At 35.6% G+C, this 22258-nt stretch carries 21 protein-coding genes and 1 riboswitch; of the genes, 5 read left to right on the top strand and 16 right to left on the bottom strand.

The window, feature by feature from the left end; all coding sequences use genetic code 11:
* Positions 1-141: 141 nt before the first annotated feature.
* The 16 genes from NFR44_RS05505 to rpmH form a co-directional block, all read right to left on the bottom strand.
* A complete protein-coding gene (locus NFR44_RS05505; RefSeq protein WP_251441742.1) occupies positions 142-1113 on the bottom strand; it encodes a M23 family metallopeptidase in 972 nt (323 codons plus the stop codon).
* Positions 1114-1134: 21 nt separating this feature from the next.
* Positions 1135-1656, bottom strand: coding sequence for a DUF4446 family protein (locus tag NFR44_RS05500; protein WP_251441741.1), 522 nt, complete (start codon positions 1654-1656; stop codon positions 1135-1137).
* A gap of 48 nt (positions 1657-1704) precedes the next feature.
* Entirely contained in the window at positions 1705-2919 is a 1215-nt protein-coding gene (gene hydF, locus NFR44_RS05495) for a [FeFe] hydrogenase H-cluster maturation GTPase HydF (RefSeq protein ID WP_251442446.1), read from the bottom strand.
* 40 nt (positions 2920-2959) lie between these two features.
* Positions 2960-3943 (bottom strand): ParB/RepB/Spo0J family partition protein, encoded by a 984-nt coding sequence (locus NFR44_RS05490; protein ID WP_251441739.1) that lies wholly within the window; start codon positions 3941-3943, stop codon positions 2960-2962.
* Positions 3936-4697 carry a ParA family protein gene (locus NFR44_RS05485; RefSeq protein ID WP_251441737.1) on the bottom strand — a complete coding sequence of 254 codons (762 nt, stop codon included), beginning with the start codon at positions 4695-4697 and terminating at the stop codon, positions 3936-3938. The genes NFR44_RS05490 and NFR44_RS05485 overlap by 8 nt, the downstream gene beginning before the upstream one ends.
* A 325-nt stretch (positions 4698-5022) precedes the next feature.
* Positions 5023-5886: a methylenetetrahydrofolate reductase gene (locus NFR44_RS05480; protein ID WP_251441735.1), complete on the bottom strand. Its 864-nt coding sequence runs from the start codon at positions 5884-5886 to the stop codon at positions 5023-5025.
* A gap of 85 nt (positions 5887-5971) precedes the next feature.
* Entirely contained in the window at positions 5972-8401 is a 2430-nt protein-coding gene (locus tag NFR44_RS05475) for a homocysteine S-methyltransferase family protein (RefSeq protein ID WP_251441733.1), read from the bottom strand.
* Between the two features lie 61 nt (positions 8402-8462).
* Positions 8463-9128, bottom strand: coding sequence for a vitamin B12 dependent-methionine synthase activation domain-containing protein (locus tag NFR44_RS05470; RefSeq protein WP_251441723.1), 666 nt, complete (start codon positions 9126-9128; stop codon positions 8463-8465).
* A 55-nt stretch (positions 9129-9183) separates the two neighbouring features.
* Positions 9184-9278: riboswitch (SAM riboswitch) on the bottom strand.
* A 199-nt stretch (positions 9279-9477) separates the two neighbouring features.
* The gene (gene rsmG / locus NFR44_RS05465; protein WP_251441721.1) at positions 9478-10269 is read right to left on the bottom strand and encodes a 16S rRNA (guanine(527)-N(7))-methyltransferase RsmG; all 792 of its coding nucleotides are present in this window, start codon (positions 10267-10269) and stop codon (positions 9478-9480) included.
* An 8-nt stretch (positions 10270-10277) separates the two neighbouring features.
* Entirely contained in the window at positions 10278-12155 is a 1878-nt protein-coding gene (mnmG, locus tag NFR44_RS05460; protein WP_251441719.1) for a tRNA uridine-5-carboxymethylaminomethyl(34) synthesis enzyme MnmG, read from the bottom strand.
* A 30-nt stretch (positions 12156-12185) separates the two neighbouring features.
* Positions 12186-13574 carry a tRNA uridine-5-carboxymethylaminomethyl(34) synthesis GTPase MnmE gene (gene mnmE / locus NFR44_RS05455; RefSeq protein ID WP_251441717.1) on the bottom strand — a complete coding sequence of 463 codons (1389 nt, stop codon included), beginning with the start codon at positions 13572-13574 and terminating at the stop codon, positions 12186-12188.
* Between the two features lie 126 nt (positions 13575-13700).
* Positions 13701-14546: an RNA-binding cell elongation regulator Jag/EloR gene (gene jag / locus NFR44_RS05450; RefSeq protein WP_251441712.1), complete on the bottom strand. Its 846-nt coding sequence runs from the start codon at positions 14544-14546 to the stop codon at positions 13701-13703.
* Positions 14547-14548: 2 nt separating this feature from the next.
* Complete coding sequence (locus tag NFR44_RS05445) at positions 14549-15205, bottom strand: YidC/Oxa1 family membrane protein insertase (protein ID WP_371875191.1); 657 nt, start codon at positions 15203-15205, stop codon at positions 14549-14551.
* A gap of 119 nt (positions 15206-15324) precedes the next feature.
* On the bottom strand, positions 15325-15567 hold the full coding sequence (gene yidD / locus NFR44_RS05440) for a membrane protein insertion efficiency factor YidD (RefSeq protein WP_251441711.1): 243 nt from the start codon (positions 15565-15567) through the stop codon (positions 15325-15327).
* 14 nt (positions 15568-15581) lie between these two features.
* Positions 15582-15950 carry a ribonuclease P protein component gene (gene rnpA / locus NFR44_RS05435; RefSeq protein ID WP_251441710.1) on the bottom strand — a complete coding sequence of 123 codons (369 nt, stop codon included), beginning with the start codon at positions 15948-15950 and terminating at the stop codon, positions 15582-15584.
* Between the two features lie 79 nt (positions 15951-16029).
* Entirely contained in the window at positions 16030-16164 is a 135-nt protein-coding gene (rpmH, locus tag NFR44_RS05430) for a 50S ribosomal protein L34 (protein ID WP_006555255.1), read from the bottom strand.
* A gap of 490 nt (positions 16165-16654) precedes the next feature.
* On the opposite strand from rpmH, the gene dnaA reads away from it, so the two are divergent.
* From dnaA to NFR44_RS05405, 5 genes are all read left to right on the top strand, one after another.
* Complete coding sequence (gene dnaA, locus NFR44_RS05425; protein WP_251441709.1) at positions 16655-18472, top strand: chromosomal replication initiator protein DnaA; 1818 nt, start codon at positions 16655-16657, stop codon at positions 18470-18472.
* 253 nt (positions 18473-18725) lie between these two features.
* On the top strand, positions 18726-19835 hold the full coding sequence (dnaN, locus tag NFR44_RS05420; protein ID WP_251441707.1) for a DNA polymerase III subunit beta: 1110 nt from the start codon (positions 18726-18728) through the stop codon (positions 19833-19835).
* A 21-nt stretch (positions 19836-19856) separates the two neighbouring features.
* Positions 19857-20102: an RNA-binding S4 domain-containing protein gene (locus tag NFR44_RS05415; protein WP_251441705.1), complete on the top strand. Its 246-nt coding sequence runs from the start codon at positions 19857-19859 to the stop codon at positions 20100-20102.
* Positions 20099-21175, top strand: coding sequence for a DNA replication/repair protein RecF (gene recF, locus NFR44_RS05410; RefSeq protein WP_251441703.1), 1077 nt, complete (start codon positions 20099-20101; stop codon positions 21173-21175). The genes NFR44_RS05415 and recF overlap by 4 nt, the downstream gene beginning before the upstream one ends.
* Before the next feature lie 4 nt (positions 21176-21179).
* Positions 21180-22238: a DciA family protein gene (locus NFR44_RS05405; protein WP_251441700.1), complete on the top strand. Its 1059-nt coding sequence runs from the start codon at positions 21180-21182 to the stop codon at positions 22236-22238.
* Positions 22239-22258: the final 20 nt, after the last annotated feature.

The following is a 22258-nucleotide window of genomic DNA, read 5'->3' as shown; positions in this document are numbered from 1 at the left end:
ATAAAAAGGGTATATTTCAAAAAAATAATGCTGAAGTCATGCCCATTTTACATGACTTCAGCATTCATTGCTTTAAATTACTAATTAAATATCTCTTACAACACCTTAAGGCACTATAGAAATTAAAATACATACTATTAATTATTGAATGGGCAAGAATAACATAGGATCTACCGCTACACCATTAATATTCACTTCATAGTGCAAATGACTGCCGGTGCTCTTTCCAGTACTCCCCATTAAAGCTACCGTATCCCCTTGTTTTACTTGCATACCTTCATGCACTAATACCACCGATGTATGACCATAACGAGTGACGAAACCATTGCCATGATCAATTTCAACTAAATTACCATAGCCGCCACTTGTACTACCAGCAAAAGTAACCGTACCTGCCGCTGTTGCCATAATTGGTGTGCCATAATCATTAGCAATATCCAATCCTTCATGAGTGGCTGCCCCACCATATACAGGATCAACACGACCACCAAAACTAGAGGTAATAACCCCTTTAGTTGGCCAAATTGAAGGCATTGTAGTTGTAGCCCCAGGATTATTAGAAGCAAACGCTACAGACTGCAAATCACGAATATTTTGGCCCGCTCCATCACGTAAAATATTACGCAACATATAAAATGAAGCCATTCGTTGTTGTGCTACCCTATCTAAGTGGGATAATTTAGCTGATAAACTCGTTACTGAAGTTGGATTAGAGCTTGCGGCTACTGAACTAGCACCGCCAGGCTCTTCTTTATCACTACTTGTCGTAGGCGTCTGAGCTTCCCCACCACCTTGTGGTATAGTACCGCTTTCAGAACCCTTTACCATTTGACGAATCTCCTTGTCTAATTGATCAAGAGATTCCATCTTCTTATCTAAAATTTCTGTCTTTTGCTGCAATAACTTTAATTGTTCAGTTTGCAATTGTGTTTGTTGACGAAGTTGCATTACCTCTGCTTGTCGTGAAATCCCCCAAATACCAAATATAAGGGCTACCACTACAATAGCAACAATAATGCCAACTACTAAACGAAATTGTTTTTTAGTCATTTGCAGCGTGTACGAATCGCCCTGACTTTGCACCTGCTGTGCCAAAAAGCCTGGTAGTTTCATACTATCACCACATCCTATCTTTTATTTAACCACCGAAGCACTAATCAACGCTTCTTCATTACTCTTTGTACCTAGTGCTTCTTGTAAACTTTCCATTTCTTCTTGTGAAAGGCTTGCCAAACTTTTACCTTTTACAATAGGTTTACTAAAAATACGTGATTCACTACGACCGTATACACTAGATATACAAATCCCATTATTATTTCCATCTAATAAAGTAACGGAAAAGGATAAATCATTGCCAATATTTTCAAAGGCATTATATTTAACAAAGCCAATCTTTTGAAATGTGTTATGTTGTGTTGTTTGAATTGCTTGTTGCTGTTGAAATAAATTTTCAATGGATTCGGCAGCATCGCGCAACTCTTTAATTTCCACGGATAATTTCCGTTCTAAACTACTGCCATTTTCGCCGCGCATAAAATATTCATATCGTTTACTAAGCGAATTTATTTTACTCTGCAATACGAGGCAATAAAGAAATAATACAATGAGTAATAAACCGCCACCAATGACGATCCAAAGTTGCATATTTTCTAACATGATTTGCCTTTCTATTTTAAATTATACGAATATAATGAATTTACAATGTTATAATTCAGCCGCAAAGGGACTAAGGGCACGGTCTAGTATACCATGTAATGACGCAATTAGCACGCCATAATTTACAATTGGCACACCTTGTTCTTGTGAAACTTCTAAACGCCGCAATACTTCACGACGAGTCAACATACAAGCGCCACAATGAATAATTAAATCAAAAGACCGTACATCATCTGGAAATGCACCACCGCTAGTCCATTGCAAGTCTAAATTTTCATGACCAGCTTGCTTAAGCCAGCGTGGAATTTTTACACTACCAATATCATCACATTGACGATGATGGGTACAACCTTCACTAATCAGAACTTTTGCACCACTTTTTAGTTCTTTCACCGCTTTAACACCAGCTGCTAAGGTTTTCAAATCCCCTTTAAAACGGGCCATTAAAATTGAAAAAGAAGTTAATGGAATATCCTCTGGCACTTGTGCCGCTACGGCTTCAAAAGCCTGCGAATCTGTAATAACTAATTTAGGTTTAACTCCTAATTTAGCTAACGAAGCTGCTACTTCTTCCGTTTGAACAACTAAACTCATACCATGAGCATCTAAAATTTCACGAATCATTTGTACTTGCGGTAAAATAAGCCGACCTTTAGGTGCCGCTGCATCAATAGGGCAAACTAATACAATTAAATCATGAGGTTCTACTAAGCCAGCTAATAGACTCTGTTCCTCTTGATCTTTAGGTCGCATAGAGCCTAATTGATTTAAAATTGCCCCTTGTTGCTCCTTATGTAATAAATTTGCACTTATATAAGGAAGCTTAAAATCACGCAATACATCAGCATTTTGCGCCATATAGGTATCACCATCAATGGCATCGACTTCATTAAGTACCAATAAGGTAGTCACTTTTTTTGCTTGTAACAAACTAAGCCAAGCTATATCAGCTTCACTAGGTGCTGCATCTGTTTTTAACACATACACCGCCATATTTATGCGTGGCAATAACTCTTTCGTCTTACCAATGCGCAAAGGACCTAATTCTGATGTATCATCTACACCTGCGGTGTCTGTAATAACAACAGGCCCTAATGGCAAAATTTCCATAGCCTTACTCACTGGGTCTGTTGTTGTCCCTGCTACATCAGAAACAAGAGCTATAGGTTGCCCTGTTAACATATTAATCAAGGTTGATTTACCTGCATTACACCGTCCAAAAAATCCGATATGAACTCTATTAGCTTTTGGCGTTTGTTCCATTGTTGTCATCGCTTCTTACTACCTGCCTCTATTATACGCATTAAACGTGAAATGAAATTGAACCTATATCCTCAGATTCATCGTGTGCAGGGGAAGCTCCCTTAACTTCACCCATCCCTTGGGCCTCTAAATATTCGATAAGATAAGCCAGTTCTTCTTCATTTTTAAAGGCTATCTCCATCTTCCCTTGTACTTTTTTACCTACTTTTACTTTTATATCTACAGGCATACCTAAACTTACCTTTAAACGATCCATAATCGCTCGTAATTCAGCTGTATTATGTGGGTTTTGCTTAGCTTTTTGTCCCTGTTGCTGCTTATCCTCTAATAACTTCTTAACTAGAGTTTCTACTTGTCTTGCCGTTAATTCTTTCTCTTTAATTAACTGCAACGCTTCTTTCTGTAACTCTTTATTTTTTAAACTTAACAAAGGTCTTGCTTGGCCAATAGTAATATCTCCTACCGATAATTCCACCAACACAAAATCTGGTAAATTTAAAAGACGTACCATATTAGCCACATGAGAACGACTTCGTCCAAGACGGCTAGCTATTTCCTCTTGCGTCTTTTTAAACGTTTCCATCAACCGCTTATACGCATACGCTTCTTCTACAGGGTCTAAATCTTGACGCTGTAGATTTTCAACTAATGCAATTTCTGTAATTTGTTCTGAACTGTAATCTTTAATAACTACAGGAATAGTGGTAAAACCAGCTAATTGAGCTGCCCGCCAACGACGTTCACCAGCTACAATTTGATATATATCTCCCTGCTTACTCACCACAATAGGCTGAATTAAGCCATGCTGTTTTATTGACTCTACTAATGTAGCCATTTCATCTTCTAAAAAATGACGCCGTGGCTGATTTGGATTTGGTGTAATATCTGTCAGGGCTAATTCTACTAGCCCGGTTTGCTTATTTTTTATTTCCTCACTAACCAATACCTCTTTAGCATCAGCTTGTGGCATTAGCGAAAGAACACCTCTACCTAGGCCACCTTTTTTCTTAGTATCTCTAGCCATTTTTCAAGACCTCCTTCGCTAACTTCATATATACTTCGGCCCCTTTAGACTTAGGATCATAAATAATAATCGGCTCACCATAACTAGGTGCTTCACTCAAACGCACATTACGAGGAATAATTGTCTTATATACTTTGGTCGTAAAATATTTTTTAACTTCATCAGCCACTTGAATGGATAAATTAGTACGTCCATCAAACATGGTTAATAAAACACCTTCTACGTCCAATTTTTCATTTAAGGATTTTTTTACCAAATTAATAGTATTCATCAACTGGCTTACCCCTTCCAAAGCGTAAAATTCACTCTGTATAGGAATCAAAACACCATTAGCTGCAACTAAAGCATTTAATGTAAGCAAATCTAAGGATGGGGGACAGTCGATAAATATATAATCATAATCATCTTTAATTGATTTTAAAGCTTTTTTCAAAATGTATTCACGCTTTGGTAAACCAACTAATTCAACACCAGCGCCAGCTAAATCAATCGATGCCGGTGCAATTTTAAGCTTTTTAATAGCTGTAGGAACAACTACCTCTCCTACAGCCATGCCATTAATTAGTACATCATAAATACAAGTATCTAAATTATCTTTATCAATACCAAGACCACTCGAAGCATTGCCCTGTGGATCCATATCTATAAGCAGAACTTTTTTGCCCAATTTGGCAATACAAGCACTTAAATTAACCGATGTCGTTGTTTTTCCTACGCCACCTTTTTGATTAGTAATTGCTATAATCTTTCCCACAGGCTCACCTCAGTTTCTTAATATTAAACACACAAAATATTATACCATACTCACCAGATAAAAACTTGTAAAATACAATAATTTCACCGTTTTAATAAAAATGTTTCACGTGAAACATTAAATTTTTCAAATTTCAATCGTATCTTTATCAATTTTCATACGTTCTTCCCCTTCAATTCTATTTTATAAATGTTTCACGTGAAACATTTATAAAATTAGCCTCCCTTAAAACTTATATTTTAAAGGAGGCAAATCAATAAAAACCTAATAAAAGCTAACAAGAACGAAAAAACTAATAAAATTATATTCAATTTAATTCCATAATTTATATATGATCAATAAGGTAAAGGACCGTCTGAATATCATTAAGAGGCATAATATGAACGCCCTGAGCAATGTTCTTTATCTCCAATAATGTTTCTAAGGCAATCTCTAACCCCGCTTCTTTGCCACCCTCTTCCATACGTTTTAAAATATCTTCCGTCAAAGAAATGCCTGGCACCTTTGTATGTAAGTAATTTGCCATTTTAAAACTTTTCAGAGGAATTAAGCCCAACATCACGGGCACTCCTAAGGGCGAAATCATATCTACAAAACGTTTTGCCTTCTCTAAATCATAAATAGGTTGTGTCTGAATAAAGTTGGCTCCTGCCTCTATTTTACGAATAAGCTTAGCTTTTTCCTCTTCTAAATCGTCCGCCCCAGGATTACCGGTAGTACCAATATAAAAATTAGTGGCTTCATCTAAAGGATTACCTGCTAAATCAAAACCTTTATTTAATGTATGGGCAATCTGTAATAGTCCCATGGAATCAACTTCAAATACAGCCTTTGCCTCAGGATGATCGCCTCGTGAAGGCTCATCACCAGTAAGAGTCAATATATTATTAACCCCCAAGGCAGCCGCCCCTAATAATTCAGCTTGCAAACCTAAAATATTACGGTCACGACAAGTTAAGTGAAAAATTGTATCTATCTGGGCTCGGAATTTTATTAAATGAGCTAAAGCTATAGGACTCATACGCAATTTTGCCATCGGACAATCTGCAATATTAATAGCATCAACTTTATCAATTAATTGAGCTGCTTCCTTAAACGTCTTTGTTACAGAAGCACTCTTAGGTGGGTCTAATTCAACAGTAATTGTGAATTGACCCACTTTATGTTTATCTCGTAATGATCTTACCATACTATCCCCAACTCTCTCTAAACTCTATTTCCTATCTACTCTTTTCTAATAAAATATAGCTTAATATATAACTAACAAATACATATTAATCATCGCCTAATAATTCTTTCACAATATTCACTGCACTAATACCATCTTTAGCATACCTATCAGCGCCTGCTTTCGTTGCATAGTCCTGTGTCAATACAGCACCCCCAACAATAACTTTAGATGGTAAACCAGCTTCATGAATAGCCTTAATCGTCACATCTATCATAGGCATGGTTGTAGTCATTAATGAACAAATTCCAACGACGGATGCATTTTCTCGTTTAACAGCGGCTACAATTTCACTTGGATCTACATCTTTACCTAAATCAACTACACGATAGCCATTATTTTCTAACAAAGCAGCTACTATATTTTTACCTAAATCATGAATATCACCTTTAACTGTAGCCACTATAACTGTAGCTCGTGTAAGTCCATCATTTTCAGGTAGTACACGTTTAATAGTCTGAAAAGCACCTTGCATAGCCTCTGCAGCTAGCATAACTTGTGGCAAAAACACCTTACCGCTGCCAAATTTATCCCCCACTACATTCATTGCTTCAGATAAAGCCTGCTTAGTAATTTTTAAAGGATCAAGTCCCTCTGCTAACGCTTGTTCCACTAATTCAATAACTAATTCTTTTTCCCCTTGCTCTACAGCATGCTTAATATTTTCTAGAGGATCCTCACTATTAAATACTGCTTTTTCTATTTTATTAGCTGTCACAATACCAATTGGCATAGCTTCTTCATCTTGACCATAATCAGCAATAAATTCGGCGGCTGCTGGATCAAAACCTAATAAAGTACGTCCCGCTATAAACGCTTTTTTAACAGTGCTATTTAAAGGGTTTAATATAGGTGCTGTTAATCCATGTGATAAAGCCATCGTTAAGAATTGACTATTTAAATACGGTCGCTGTGGCAGTCCAAAGGATACATTAGACAAACCCATAACTGTAGGAAAACCAAAAGTTTCTTTATACATGGCTAGCGTACGCAAGGTCTGTATAGCACTATCTTGACCACTAGCCAAGGTAAGCACTAATGGATCAAGTAATAAATCTTCACTGCGTAAACCAACTTCATAAGCTGCCAAAACAATTTCTTTGGCCAAAGCAACGCGCTCTTCAGCCACAACTGGTAAATCACCTTTTCCTAAAGGTAAACAAAGCACTGCAGCTCCATACCGCTTAGCTAAAGGCAATACACGTTCTAGTTGTTCTGGTTCTGCATTCACAGAATTAATCAAAGGACGACCTGGATATGCTTTTAAACCTGCTTCCATAGCGGCTGAATCTATAGTATCAATTGATAAAGGCACATCTACTAGCATTGTTAATTCCATAATAGCCCGTTTCATAGTAGCAGCTACATCTATATCAGGTACACCCATATTTACATCCAACACATCAGCACCAGCTGCCACTTGTGCTAAAGCATCTCGTTTCACCATAGCAAAACGACCTTCTTTAATCTCTTTAGCTAATACCTTCCGCCCAGTTGGATTAATGCGTTCTCCAATAATAATTGGTTTTTCCTTATGGCCAACTTTTACAAAATTAGTACGACTAGTAAAGACTGTAAATGGCGCTACAGTCATTCTCTCTTTAGGTGTATGGCTATGAGCTGCCTTTGCAATTTCACTAATATGTGCTGATGTACTACCACAACAAGCACCTAAAAAGGTAGCCCCAGCATCTATTAAAGCCGGTACATATTCGCCCATTTCAACCGGTGATAAAGGAAATATCGTTTCTTTACCGACTAATTTAGGCATACCTGCATTAGGTTGAGCACTTATAGGCAAATTAGTAACCGATGCTAACCGTTCTACTAAAGGAATTAATTGCTCAGGTCCCAAGGAACAATTAATACCTACTACATCAGCGCCCATAGCTTCTACTGTAATAGCCGCTACTTCTGGTGGTGTACCTGTAATAGTTCGGCCATCTTCATTAAATGAAAATTGGCAGATAACACCCACTTCTTCTTTTGTTTTATTAAGAGTTTTACGCGCATCAAGAGCCGCTAATAAAGCAGCCCGCATTTCCTGTATATCAATAATAGTTTCAATAATAATAAAGTCCACACCTGCTTCAATTAAAGCAAGAGCTTGTTCATAATAAGAATTATAGACTTCATCAAAACTAATTTGTCCCAAAGGTTCTATAAATTGACCTGTAGGTCCCATAGATCCTGCCACTTTAGCCTCTTTTTTAACTGATGCTATAGCTTGTTTGGCTACTTTTACAGCTGCTGTATTTATATCCTTAACTCTATGAGCTAAGCCATAATCAACTAATTTTAAACTACACGCACCAAATGTATTGGTTGTTATGATATCACTACCACTTTGTAAATATGCTTTATGAATAGCCGTCACTATATCTGGTTGATTCACATTAAATAATTCAGGACATTCCCCTTCTACTAGCCCTGATTGTTGTAACATTGTGCCCATAGCACCATCAAAAATATACATACTATCGCCTCATCTCTCTAATTTATCCCTATACTAATCTTACATTTTGATACTCATATACTCATATTTTTCGTGATATACAATTTACTTGAGCACAAGATGTACAACCTCGCTTAGTTAATACCTCTTCATCATTAGGCATACAACCGATAATAGCAGTCACTGATTTTCTCGGAAATAATAAAAAACTATCAGTCACTGATACATTAATTTTTTCAGCACCTATAATACGGGCTAAGTCCTTTTGTACTGTTAAATCCCAATTACCATATCCAGGACTAAAACGCCAAGTTGTCTTATATCCAGCTTTTTCAGCTTCTTGCTGTATTACTTCATTGACTTGATTAGCTACTTGTTCTACTGCTGCCGTAGCCGCTGCATCCATCAATAACCCCAGTGTATAATTACCGTCCTTAAATAATTCAGCACTGCGTAATTCTACATCTTCACCAAGGGTAACTGCCATAACATAGACTTTAGTAGCATTGCCTAAATGCTCACGAATAGAACTTCCTTCAATTTGAAGTGGTGGATTACTCTTAATCAGCCCCTGTTTAGCATCATATTCATAAGCTTCATATACACCGCTAGGATCTGCCACCAATTGAACTTCTAAACAAGCCTCTTTGACATATTCTTTTGGAAACTCTTTGGCCTTCTGCAAACCTGCATAGCGTGTGGCTTCATCTATATCAATTTGTGGTAAACGTCCATTATAAATTGCCATACGCACATCTCCTCTATCTAAAAAAAACCTCTATCTAACTTAGATAGAGGATCTCTCCTTATCTATCAGTTTCCTGTTGGAAGTAGCACCTTGCTATTGCTGGTTGCCGGATATCATTGGGCCAAGTCCCTCCATCGCTCTTGATAAGGCTAACATATAAAAATAGAATACCGTCTACACTATAGATTGTCAAGAAAAACCCCTGAGTATGCAGGGTTTCACCTATATGTAAAAAATACACTTTGTTATAGGTAAAACCTTCAACACAGGGGTTTTATATTATTTGTCCAATTATATTTAGTTATTTAGGCTATTATTTACTCAACCATCTATTCTATTATCTATTTAATTATACTAACGGTTTTAACTTAATCTCTTTTGGTTTTCGAGGATACTGCTTAGGCGTAACACCTGTTTTACGTGTATAAATAATTGCTCGCTTATCTGTTAACGTCGGTAATTGAACCGGCTTCATATTAGCAATTTCGCCTTTTAATACTTGTAAAGCTTTCTTTGCTTCGCCTATTTCCTCTTCATAAGCAGCCCCTTTTAAAGCTACCATGTAACCATTCTGTTTCACATAAGGCAATGCCCATTCTAATAAAATAGGTAATCTAGCAACCGCACGACTGGTTACAATATCATAAATCCCTCGATGATCTAAAGTATGACTCATGTCTTCAGCACGACCATGTAAAGTTATGACATTAGATAAGTCTAACGCTGTAATAACTGACTCTAAAAAAGTAAGTCTCTTTTGTAAGGAATCAAATAAAGTAATTTTTAAATCAGGACGCATAATAGCTAATGGAATGCCTGGAAAACCAGCGCCTGTCCCCAGGTCTAACAACTTAGCGCCTTCTTTAAATACTACACCAATTAAAGAGTTTGTAGTATGTTGAATTGCTCCATCAGTAGTATGGACCTTTGCTGTTTCATCGGAAACAGTATCTAATGCTGTTAAAGAGTCTACAAAATGCTTTACTGCTACTTCATGAGGATCTGTAATAGCCGTTAAATTTAAGCTTTTATTGGTCTCTATAAGCATTTCATAAAATGTATTAAATTGTCCCAACTGCTTTGCGGTTGCCTTAAAACCAGCAGCTTCTAATTGAACAGCTAAATTATCAGTAAAGTTCATAGACCCTCCTAGGATTGTTGTTCACGACGATATTGCTCTAATTGAATCAACAATACAGATACATCCGCTGGTGAAACACCAGAAATACGACTAGCTTGGCCAATGGAATGAGGTTTAATTTGTGCTAATTTCTGTTTCGCTTCTAAGGAAATGCCCTTCATAGTCTCATAGTCCCAATCAGCGGGAATAATCTTTTCTTCTAATTTTCGCACTTTAGCCACTTGTTCCATTTGTTTTTTAATATAACCATCATAAGTGATCATAATGTCGATTTCTTCTTCCACATCTGGCGTATAACGGGATAAATTGAATGATTCCGCTACATCACCATACGATAACTCATTACGTTTTACTAAATCAAATGCTTTAATACCAGTCTTAATAGGCGCTGTTCCCATAGCTTCTAATTTAGCCTGTACTTCAGTTGATGGATTAATTGGCGTATTTTGTAATTCAGCTAATCCTTGTTCAATTAAGGCTTTCTTTGCTTTAAAACGAGCATATCGTTCTTCTGTAACAAGGCCAATTTCATAGCCTTTTTCAGTTAAACGCATATCCGCATTATCTTGACGTAATAATAAACGATATTCACTTCGACTTGTCATCATGCGATACGGTTCTTTCGTCCCTTTAGTTACTAAATCGTCAATTAATACACCAATATACGCTTCTGAACGCGATAAAATGAATGGCTCTTTACCCTGTAAGTATAAAGCTGCATTAATACCAGCCATTAAACCTTGAGCAGCTGCTTCTTCATAACCAGAAGTGCCATTAGCTTGTCCTGCAGAATATAAACCTTTAATGGATTTAACCTGCAAAGCTGGAGTCAATTGCAAAGGATTTAAGCAATCGTATTCAATAGCATAAGCAGGACGCATAATTTCAACCCCTTCAAGGCCTGGAATTGTACGCAAGAATTTGTATTGCACATCAATTGGCAAACTTGTACTCATACCTTGAACATACATTTCATTAGTATGATTACCTTCTGGCTCAACAAATAATTGATGGCGATTCTTATCACTGAAACGCACTACCTTATCTTCAATAGAAGGGCAATAGCGAGGGCCTGTACCTTCAATGATACCTGTATACATAGGGGCTCTGTTTAAATTAGCACGAATAATATCATGCGTTTCTTCACTCGTATATGTCAACCAACATACTTGTTCATTGCGATTTGTCCAATCAGACATAAAGGAGAATGAGCGATACATGCCATCCCCTGGTTGTTCCGTCATATGCTCTAAAGTCAAAGTACGCTTATCTACACGAGCTGGTGTGCCCGTTTTAAAACGCATTAATTCAATGCCATGCTTACGTAAAGAATCTGATAATAATTCAGCCGTACGCTGTCCATTAGGACCACCTGTATAGGTCAATTCGCCTGTAATAATTTTACCTTTTAAGTAAGTACCAGTGCAAAGTATGATAGCCTTTGCTTCATATACTTCACCTAGTTCACTTAAAATTCCTTTCACTTTACCATCTTCAATAAGCAATTCATTGACCATAATTTGCTTTACATTTAGATTATCTGTGTTTTCTAGCGTCTCTTTCATTAAACGTTGATAAGCTACTTTATCTGATTGTGCTCGTAACGAATGAACGGCTGGCCCTTTACCAGTGTTAAGCATACGCATTTGTATAGCTGTAGCATCTGCATTAATAGCCATTTGACCACCTAAAGCATCTAATTCATAAACTAAATGACTTTTACCTGGTCCACCTACGGCTGGATTACATGGCATAAGGGCAATATTATCTAAATTAAGGGTTGCCATTAACGTGCGTTGTCCCATACGAGCTGTAGCAAGTGCTGCTTCACAACCAGCATGACCACCACCAATGACAATAATATCATACGTATCAACTGTGTACATACTATCTCCTATCCCTCTTGCGAGGCTATCTTATTTACCTAAGCAGAATCGACTAAATAGCTCATCTACCATAGATTCTCGTAAACTATCCCCTGTAATATCCCCTAAACGCTCCCAAGCTTCACGCATATCAGTTACTACAAAATCAACTGGTAATCCTGATTCAATCGTTGACAAAGAAGTTTCTAATTGGCTTTTTGCTTGTTCCATCAATGTAATATGACGAACATTACTTAATAAAGCAGTGGATTCATTTTGAACAGTGCCACCATAAACTAATTGTTTTACAGCTTCTGCTAACACGTCCATACCTTCTCCATTAGCTGCACTAATAGTAGCAATTACAGTAAATTCACCATAATCACTTACTGTAGATTCTGTAATAACAGCCCCTTTATCCGCTTTATTAAGAAAGACTATCGTATTTTTTCCTGAAGTACTTCGTAGCATCACTTCTTCTTCCGCTGTTAATGGCTTTGAAGCATCAATAACACAAACTACGATTTGTGCTGATTCTAAATACTCTTTTGCACGATCAACTCCGATTTTTTCTACAATATCATCGGTTTCACGAATCCCTGCTGTATCAATCAAACGTACAGGAATTCCTTCAATCGTAATAGCTTCTTCAATACTATCGCGAGTCGTTCCTGGTACATCCGTAACAATGGCTCGGTTTTCACGTAATAAAGCATTCATCAAACTTGATTTGCCCGCATTAGGACGACCTACAATGGCTGTAACTATACCATCACGCAATAGACGCCCTCGATTAGCCATAGCCAATAAATTATCAATTTGTCCTAAAATTGGTCGCAATTTAGCCGCTGTTTCATCCATCGTAAGTTCTTCAATATCTTCTTCTGGATAATCAATAGCCACTTCTAAATGAGCAATTAAAGCAATTAAATCTTCACGAATAGTACGAATTAATTGAGCTAACGTACCATCCAATTGTTTAACAGCTACAGATAAGGATTGCTCTGATTTTGCTTCAATAATATCTATAATAGCTTCTGCCTGTGTTAAATCGATACGGCCATTTAAAAAAGCTCGTTTCGTAAATTCTCCAGGCTCCGCTAAGCGGGCCCCTTGGCGAAGCAATACTTTCAAAATTTCACGCACCACCACGATACCGCCATGGCACTGTATTTCTATCACATCCTCAGCTGTAAATGATTGAGGACCTCGCATAATTAAAAGTAATACCTCATCCAGCACTTCATTGTCTTTCTGAGGATCTATAATATGACCATATTGAATGGTTCGATTCGGCCGTTTTTCTAAAGGTACGGTTCCCTTAGCTTGAAATAATGAGCTCACTATTTCAAAGCAACGAGTGCCACTCACTCGAATAATTCCTACACCACCAATACCAGGGGGCGTAGCAATAGCAGCAATCGTATCTTCTGTATACATGGTTTGCTCCTTATAGCAACGATATTACAATGTATAATTAACTTTCGTATTTAACAATTAAAACATCATAAATCATAGTAAAAATAAAACCCGATCATAGATCGGGTTTTATGACTCGCACATAGCTTATCGTTTATAAGCAATGACTACGTGACGATATGGTTCTTCACCTTCACTATCAGTCACAATATGTGGTTCATTTTGAAGCGTTAAATGAATAATTTTACGTTCAAACGCACTCATTGGTTCTAACGAAATTTTTTGACGATTTCGTTTAACCTTTGAAGCTAAACGTTTTGCTAAATTCATTAACGTTTCTTCACGACGAGCTCGATAATTTTCCACATCTACCACAATATGGCAATGACCCGCTACTTCTTTGTTGGCCACTAAATTAGTTAAATACTGAATAGCATCCAAAGTTTGACCATGTTTACCAATCAATATGCCTAATTCTTCACCATGAATTTGGAAGGTAATTTTATCAGCTGTCATCATTTTTTCAATCTGCACAGTTAAGCCCATTTTAGCAAACATATCTTGTAAGAATTGTTTACCTTTATCAGCTATGCGGATTTGTTCTTCTTTTGAAATCGCTTCACGCTGTGGTTTTACAGCTGCCACTACTTCAGTAGCTACTTCATCAGCTGCAGTTACTGTTGATTCAACAACTTCAGCCACTTTTGCTTCTGCTTCATTTACAGCTACTTTTACTTCTTCTACAGTAGCTTCTACTTTTTCTTCCACTACAGCAACTGTTTCATCAATAGCTTGCGCTATTTTTTCTGTTACTGGGGCTTCTTCAAAGTATAAACGCACTAACGCATCACGACGACCAATGCCTAAAAAGCCACTGGATGGCTGTTCTAATACTTTAGTATCAGCCACTACTTTACCATCTTCTTTAAGCTGTGCCGTTCCTTTAGCTACAGCTTCTTCGATAGTTTTTGCCGAAATTTCAATATAATCCATAATTAAGCCTCCTTATTATCATTGCGATAGATAAAGAATTGCTGAATCATTTGGAATACATTTGATACAACCCAGTAAATAACCAAACCACTTGGGAAATTTAAACTGATGTAACCAATGAATAAAGGCATGAAAATTTGCATTACTTTCTGTTGCCCTGCTGCTACACCAGAATTATCACCAGCTGTTTGTTTACTCATTACAAATGTAGAAAGAGCACTCAAAACAGGTAAAATATACAAATGATCCGCTTCACCTAAACTTGGCAACCATAAGAAGCTTTCATACGCTGGATCATATGGATACCCTTGTAAGGCATAGAAAATAGCAATTAAGAATGGCATTTGCACAAGTAATGGCAAACAACCAGATAAAGGATTAACCCCTAATTCTTTATACATCTTAGCAATTTCTTGTTGTGCCCGCTGTGGATCATTCTTATATTTCTTTTGAATTTCTTTCATTTTAGGCTGCAACTTCTGCATGCCCTTCATGGATTTAACCTGCTTCGCCGTTAATGGTGCTAAAACAGCTTTAATAGCAATGGTCAAAATGATAATCGCTATACCATAGCTTGGGAACCCAACTGCTTGCGTAAGATTATAGCAATACGTAAGCAAGGTTCGCATAAAATCAACTAATACCTGAAAAATTTCCAATAGTCTTCTCCTTACGAGTATTGATGACGAATACAAATGGCCTTTGCGTGTCTATATATGTTATGGTATGGTCTATATTTCATCCATACAGACACTTTGACATTTCCAAATTTGTGTTATTACGGAAGTGGATCGTAACCACCCGGATTAAAAGGATGACAACGTAAAATGCGCCGAATTCCTAAATAACTGCCTTTAAAAGGTCCATATTTGCGTAATGCTTCCAAGGTATACGTCGAACATGAGGGATAAAATCGACAAGTTTTAGGCTTCAATGGAGAGATTCCATAGCGATAAAATTGCACCAATCCAATGAAAATCCAATTTAATGCGCCCATTAATAGGGATACAAGGCGTTTCATAAATGTCCTCTTTTCTAAGCATCACTATTTTTCAATAATTTACTTTTCTTAAAAAGATACATCATTTCTTTACGCGCCTGCTCATAGGTAGCTTCGGCCATACGAGCACGGCCTACGACTACAATGGCATACCCTTCTCTAATGGCATGCTGATTAAGGCGATAGACCTCTTTCATTAAACGTCGAGCACGATTACGTTCCACAGCGCCACCAACCTTTTTCCCCGTAACAAAACCGATACGAGTTAGCTGCTTAGCTACTGGCATACGATAGATCACACAAAGGCGACCTACTTCATAATTGCCATGTTTATAGACAAGACGATATTCATTATTTTTACGAATTCTTCGTTCTTTATCTAGGGTAAACGTTAATTCACTCATACTTTCTTCCTATGCCATTATGAATAGAAAAACTTGGCAGCAGCGCCAAGTTTTTTTCTCCTGCCTAAAAGCTATTATATTATGCAGATAATTTCTTTCTGCCTTTAGCACGACGTCTTTTTAAAACAAGACGACCGCCAATAGTCTTCATACGTTCACGGAAACCATGAGTACGTTTTCTCCAAAGCGTATTTGGCTGATATGTACGTTTCATGTATAAAACACCTCCTCGAGATTGGTCTAGTAATTACTTATACCATAACAGCATAATTATAAATATAAACCCTTATAATGTCAATACTTATCTGGATTCTCTTATATTTTATTTACCTTATTATATATAATATACCTTATATTGTATATATTAAAATTCTCAACTACTATTTTTAGATAACTAGGTAACAATATGGATATATCCTTAACTAGCAATGACAAGATATGCATTTTCTGATAAAATATTAAGTGATAAAATAAATCAGGACAAACATATTGTGAGTATCTAACCACAGGTTATCAACAAGATATACACAACTTATACACGTATTATCCACAGCCATTCCATCTTTCGTATAAAGTCAGTGTCTATCTAAGGTGTTAGCCTTTTTATTTTTCTTATTTTACCATAAACTAAGAACTTATACACAGTTATAGGTATTTAACTTATCCACTTATTCACAATTTGTTACACCTAGGAAGGATATAGTATGTCAAACATAAATCTCAACGATTTTTGGAATAAAGTGCGTGAAGACATTGAGAATACATTGCCTAAAGAAATCTTAGAAAGTACCATTCTTAGATTATTACCACTCACTTTAGATGAAGCTAGCAAAACATTAACCTTAACGACTATGCAAGCATATATTAGGGATTTCATCGAAAAAGAACCGATGATAAACAATGCATTTCGTGACTCCGTTAATAATATTTGGCAACGCTTATCAAAAAGTAATTCTACGCTCACAATTATACTCACTACAGTTGGTGATAAAGAACCAACCATTGTCAGTGAACCTTCAGAACCTGCAGGAATACCAGTATATACAGCAGAAAGTACTAATCAGACAGTAGCTACAGATCAAATAACACCTATAAATAAGGAACCCCTAATAAATGATTCGTATTTAGAGAACCAAATTAATACTGAAACTGCAGTAAAAACTAATATAGATGCAACTAACCAATTCAATACGCAAAATAATGAACAACAACTAAATGGATATAATCAATTAGCTCAGCGTTTTGGCTTTTCACAAAAAAAGGAAGAATCCACTAACAGTGAACCAGTAGCACCTATATATGATGAACCTATCCAAATTGTAACACAACCACCAATGAATCGAACGGATAGTAAACGTCCTTATATTCCAGAAGAACCAGCTATAGGGTCTGATTCCTTATTTCCTCATTTAGAAGTAGCAACAACTGATACTAATACAATTTTAAATGCTAATAATAAATCTATTTTGCAATTAAATCCAACTTACACCTTTGACACCTTTATCCCTGGTGGTTCCAGTCAAATGGCTTATGTAGCAGCACAAAATATTGCTGAAAACCCAGCAACTCGCTATAATCCGTTCTTTATCTATGGTAAATCAGGCCTAGGCAAAACACATCTAATGCATGCGATTGGTAACGAAATCAAACGTCGTTATCCTGAATTACGCATCATGTGTATTACCAGTGAAAATTTCTTAAACTTATTTGTTCAAGCTATCCGTTTTAAAAAGAACGAAGAATTCCGCAATACCTTCCGTAAAGTAGATGTCTTATTAATTGATGATATTCAATTCATTCAAGATAATCGCTATGCAGGTACACAAATGGAATTTTTCCATACTTTCAATGCCTTAACAGAAAGTAAAAAGCAAATTGTATTAACCAGTGATACATTGCCACAAAATATGGATCAAATGGAAGATCGATTAAAAACACGATTCAATTCAGGTTTAGTCGTTACTATTGAACCACCAAATTCAGAAACGTTAGAGGCAATTACAAAATCCTATGTAGATAAACAACGAGAATTATTACCAGACCTGCGTATTCCTAATGAAGTCATTCGCTTCTTCGGCACCACCTATTACAATCGCAGTGTTCGTGATTTACAAGGAGCCTTGACTAAATTAATTAGTGCCGCTGAAATGGAACAAAAATTAGATCAAATTACAGTAGAATATGCGCGCTATGTATTGCGTGATTTAATTCCTGAAACAAAAGAAACTATTTTATCCATTACCTATATTCAAGATTTTATTGCTGACTATTTTAAAATCAAAAAAGAACTCTTAGTTGGTCAAAAACGAAATAAGCAGTATGCTCACCCTCGTCAAATTGCCATGTACTTGTGTCGTGAACTAATTAACGAAAGTTATCCACAAATTTCACAAGCTTTTGGTAAAAAAGACCATACTACTGCTATTCATGCCTATACTAAGATTAGTGAAGATTTAGAAAAGAATGCTGATTTAAAGCGTATGATAAGCGATATCATTAGTAAAATAAACGGTCATACGTAAATACTATAAGGGTGTGGATAACTCTGTGAATAAACTGTTTATAATTTGTGTTTAACTTCCAACTTTTAAACAGTGCTGGAAAATAAAGTCTATATGTGGATATCTTAACAATTCCATTCACAGATTTATACGCATGTGGAAAACCTATTCAAAATGCTACTTTCCACGACTTATCCACTTATCCACCATCCCTACTACTAAGACTACTAATAATTAAAAATTTAATCACATCAGTATTAGTAAAGGAGTACCTATGAAAATTCAATTTTCAAAAGACACATTACAAAAAGCACTTAATGCTTTAGCCAAAGTAAGTCAAAACAAAACAAGCTCTAATTTACCAGGTGCTATTTATATAACAACTAAAAACGGTAAAGTGGAAATGCAAGCTAATGATTATGAAATTGGCATTCGCATTACTATAGATGCCAATATTATTGAAGAAGGCACTATTGTTCTTAGTACACGTTATTTTCAAGAATGGGTTCGTAAAACACCAACTGATACAATCACTTTAGAATCCAATGAAGATACTAAACAATTATTATTGCACTCTGAAAGCTCTCAATTTAATTTAATCATGATGGATGCTAGTGAATTTAATTTAGTTGAGCAAATCCATGATGAATATCATATTGATGTAGATGGTGAACAATTTAAACAAATGATTGATTTAACCAACTATGCAGCCGCTAGTGATGATGATCGTCCTATTTTTACAGGCGCTTTATTAGAAGGTGAAGGTACCAACTTAACCATGGTAGCTACAGATACTCATCGTATGGCTGTTAAAAAGATTACATTAACTGAAGCTATTCCAACAGCAATGCGTATTTTAATACCTACTAAAACATTAGCTGAAGTATCCCGTTTATTACCAACAGATCAACCAACTATGGTTCGTATTATCTGGAATCGTACTAATGTAGTATTCTTATTTGATACTATTTATTTATTCTCCCGTTTAATTGAAGGACAATATCCAGATTATGAAAAAGTTATTCCTTCTCAATTTGACTCCAATGCTATTTTAAATAGCCGTGATTTTGCTGGCGCTGTTGATCGTGTATCATTATTAGCCAAAGATGCTAGTTATAATGTAATTCGTTATGATTGGAATGATAAAGAAGTTACTTTATCTACTCAAAATGCTGAAATTGGTATGGCTAAAGAAGAAGTATTATGTGAATTTAATGGCACACCATTTACGATTTCTTTCAATGGTCGTTATATTGGCGATATTTTACGTCATAGCAGTGGTGAACGCATTCATTTATACTTAAAACAAAATGGTCCTGTTGTTATTCGTCAAGATGATAATCCAAATTATACCTATGTTGTAACACCAGTGCGTACTAATTAAGCACTAAGTTAGGAGGATCCTATGAAAACTAAAAAGGAACCAATTCAAGTTGAAATTCATACCCCTTATATTAAATTGGATCAATTATTAAAATTTGAGCAAATTATTGGGACCGGTGGACAAGTTAAATTTTTATTAGATGATCAAAAAATTACTGTTAATGGTGAAATATGCCATGAAAAACGAAAAAAAATATATCCTGATGATATTGTAGAAATTCAGGGAATTGGTACTTTATTAGTTATAAAAGAGGAGGCTGACGAGTGAATATTCACTCCTTAGAACTCGTTAATTTTCGTAACTATGAACAAGCTAGTTGGTCATTTCCATCACATATTATTGTCCTTTATGGGCCTAATGGTGTAGGCAAAAGCAATATTTTAGAAGCCCTTTATGTTAGTACCATAGGCAAAAGCTATCGTACCAATGATACGCAAGATTTATTACAATTTGGAGCTACTGAAGCTGGTATTATTGTGGATTTTATAAAAAAAGAAACAAAACAAAAAATCAATTTACGGTTAAGTGGTAAAGAAAAAAAAGATATTCGTCTTAATGGGAATAAAATATTGCAAAAAGAACTGATGGGTACTTTAAATACTGTTATTTTTAGTCCAGAAGATTTGCAATTAATTAAAGGAAGTCCTTCTTTACGGCGGCGATTTTTAGATATAGAAATTTCACAGACCAGTGCTTTATATTATCAGCAATTGCGCATGTATAATAAAATATTGCAACAACGAAATAAGGTGCTGAAAGATTCCTATGGCAAACGAAATATATCATTAGCAGAATGGGATTATCAATTAGCTGAAACAGGATCTTTTATTATAAAGAAACGATTAGATAGTTTGCGAAAACTTAATTTATTGTTAGATTTAATGAATCGTCGTTTAACAGGCGGTAAAGAAAATCTAAAACTCACTTATGAACAGCAACAAGTTGATGGTTTATATATAGTTGAACCAGAAGCTATTTATAATCAATTACAAAATAATTTACCGATAGATCGTCATCGTATGAGTACTTCCTTTGGCCCTCATCGAGATGATTTAGGATTTTTTTCAGGTCCTATTGATTTAAAACGTTTTGGTTCGCAGGGGCAACAACGAACTGCTATTTTATCACTTAAATTAAGTGAATTAGAATATATCAAATCAGAAGTTGGTGAATATCCAATTTTATTATTAGATGATGTATTAAGTGAACTTGATAAAGAACGGCGACAAAATTTACTGCAATTTATTCATAAACGAATTCAAACATTTATAACAACTACCGATTTAGAGGAAGTACAACATTTAACTGATGTGGCTTTGATCAATTGTGAAAGGCGGTGAACACATGAATAGCGAAGATGTAAATACTAATGAAAATCAAGCGTTTAATAATCAAAATAAAGAGATGCCACAAAGTACGATTGAGTATGTAAACTCTCTGACTAACAGCCATCGATCAGCAGGTCCTGTTGGTTATAAAGTAGATAAGGCGCTTAAACAATATGATTCTCATTTAGATACTAAATATAATCAATTTAAAGTATTTCAAATCTTTGCTATTATGCGTCTATATCACGATTGGCCAAAGGTAATTGGTCCATTATTAGGCAAGCAAACGCGATTATTAGGGATTGAGCCACCTATTATTAAAGTAAGTGCTTTGAATTCTCCTTGTTTACAACAATTGCAAATGATGAAGCGTCAATTATTGCAAAAAATTAATGCTTATTATGGTAAAGAGATTATTACTGATATACAGCTTTCTATGTATAAACAAAGTTATATAAAGGATGAAAGGCAAGTATATTATGGAACTACTCATAAAACGGAGCAATATGAAAGACCTTTATTAAATTTTGAGGCTATTCCAATTAGTAATGAAGAATTAGCTGCTATAGATAAAGTAGTAGCCGTTATTGCTGATCCAACGCTTCGCGATTTATTTAGAGAAACCCAGATAAAACAATATAAGAAAACTAAATATTTAAAGTCTAAAGGATATCATACGTGTGTACATTGTGACACTTTAATAAGTCCAGAGGAAACAATATGTACAAGTTGTGTTATAAAAGCTAAAGAAAAAGCTGATTATGAGTATCGACAACATATTGAAAGAATAAAGGACATTTTGTTTGAACAACCATATTTAGTGTATGAGGATATATGTAAACAAATACCTAAGTGTGCGATGCATGAGTATCAGTTAGCTCATAGAGAATGCGTATATTTTTTTAGAAATCGGGTTATTCGTGAAGCATCGAATGATAATTATGATATTTATATGTTACTTATGTTAATTACCCATAAGAAAGCTCAACAATTAGAGAAAGAGTTTGTCCAAAATGCAATAAAAAAAATGCGATTTCAATATGAACAAAAACGAGCTAATTATGAGCAACATTAAGTAATCATGTGATTAAGAAA

The sequence above is a fragment of the Veillonella intestinalis genome, from assembly GCF_943193155.1.
Lineage (GTDB): Bacteria > Bacillota > Negativicutes > Veillonellales > Veillonellaceae > Veillonella_A > Veillonella_A intestinalis.
Note: the sequence above shows the minus strand (reverse complement) of the source record. Positions and strands in the feature narration are given on the sequence as shown.

Excerpts from the sequence above, each read along its gene's own strand:
- NFR44_RS05500 (WP_251441741.1), bottom strand. The coding sequence starts at position 1,656 with ATGTTAGAAAATATGCAACTTTGGATCGTCATTGGTGGCGGTTTATTA.
- NFR44_RS05490 (WP_251441739.1), bottom strand. The coding sequence starts at position 3,943 with ATGGCTAGAGATACTAAGAAAAAAGGTGGCCTAGGTAGAGGTGTTCTT.
- NFR44_RS05415 (WP_251441705.1), top strand. The coding sequence starts at position 19,857 with ATGAAAACTAAAAAGGAACCAATTCAAGTTGAAATTCATACCCCTTAT.
- yidD (WP_251441711.1), bottom strand. The coding sequence starts at position 15,567 with ATGAAACGCCTTGTATCCCTATTAATGGGCGCATTAAATTGGATTTTC.
- jag (WP_251441712.1), bottom strand. The coding sequence starts at position 14,546 with ATGGATTATATTGAAATTTCGGCAAAAACTATCGAAGAAGCTGTAGCT.
- rnpA (WP_251441710.1), bottom strand. The coding sequence starts at position 15,950 with ATGAGTGAATTAACGTTTACCCTAGATAAAGAACGAAGAATTCGTAAA.
- hydF (WP_251442446.1), bottom strand. The coding sequence starts at position 2,919 with ATGGAACAAACGCCAAAAGCTAATAGAGTTCATATCGGATTTTTTGGA.
- NFR44_RS05480 (WP_251441735.1), bottom strand. The coding sequence starts at position 5,886 with ATGGTAAGATCATTACGAGATAAACATAAAGTGGGTCAATTCACAATT.
- NFR44_RS05405 (WP_251441700.1), top strand. The coding sequence starts at position 21,180 with ATGAATAGCGAAGATGTAAATACTAATGAAAATCAAGCGTTTAATAAT.
- mnmE (WP_251441717.1), bottom strand. The coding sequence starts at position 13,574 with ATGTATACAGAAGATACGATTGCTGCTATTGCTACGCCCCCTGGTATT.
- dnaA (WP_251441709.1), top strand. The coding sequence starts at position 16,655 with ATGTCAAACATAAATCTCAACGATTTTTGGAATAAAGTGCGTGAAGAC.
- NFR44_RS05470 (WP_251441723.1), bottom strand. The coding sequence starts at position 9,128 with ATGGCAATTTATAATGGACGTTTACCACAAATTGATATAGATGAAGCC.
- rpmH (WP_006555255.1), bottom strand. The coding sequence starts at position 16,164 with ATGAAACGTACATATCAGCCAAATACGCTTTGGAGAAAACGTACTCAT.
- dnaN (WP_251441707.1), top strand. The coding sequence starts at position 18,726 with ATGAAAATTCAATTTTCAAAAGACACATTACAAAAAGCACTTAATGCT.
- NFR44_RS05505 (WP_251441742.1), bottom strand. The coding sequence starts at position 1,113 with ATGAAACTACCAGGCTTTTTGGCACAGCAGGTGCAAAGTCAGGGCGAT.
- NFR44_RS05475 (WP_251441733.1), bottom strand. The coding sequence starts at position 8,401 with ATGTATATTTTTGATGGTGCTATGGGCACAATGTTACAACAATCAGGG.
- rsmG (WP_251441721.1), bottom strand. The coding sequence starts at position 10,269 with ATGAACTTTACTGATAATTTAGCTGTTCAATTAGAAGCTGCTGGTTTT.
- mnmG (WP_251441719.1), bottom strand. The coding sequence starts at position 12,155 with ATGTACACAGTTGATACGTATGATATTATTGTCATTGGTGGTGGTCAT.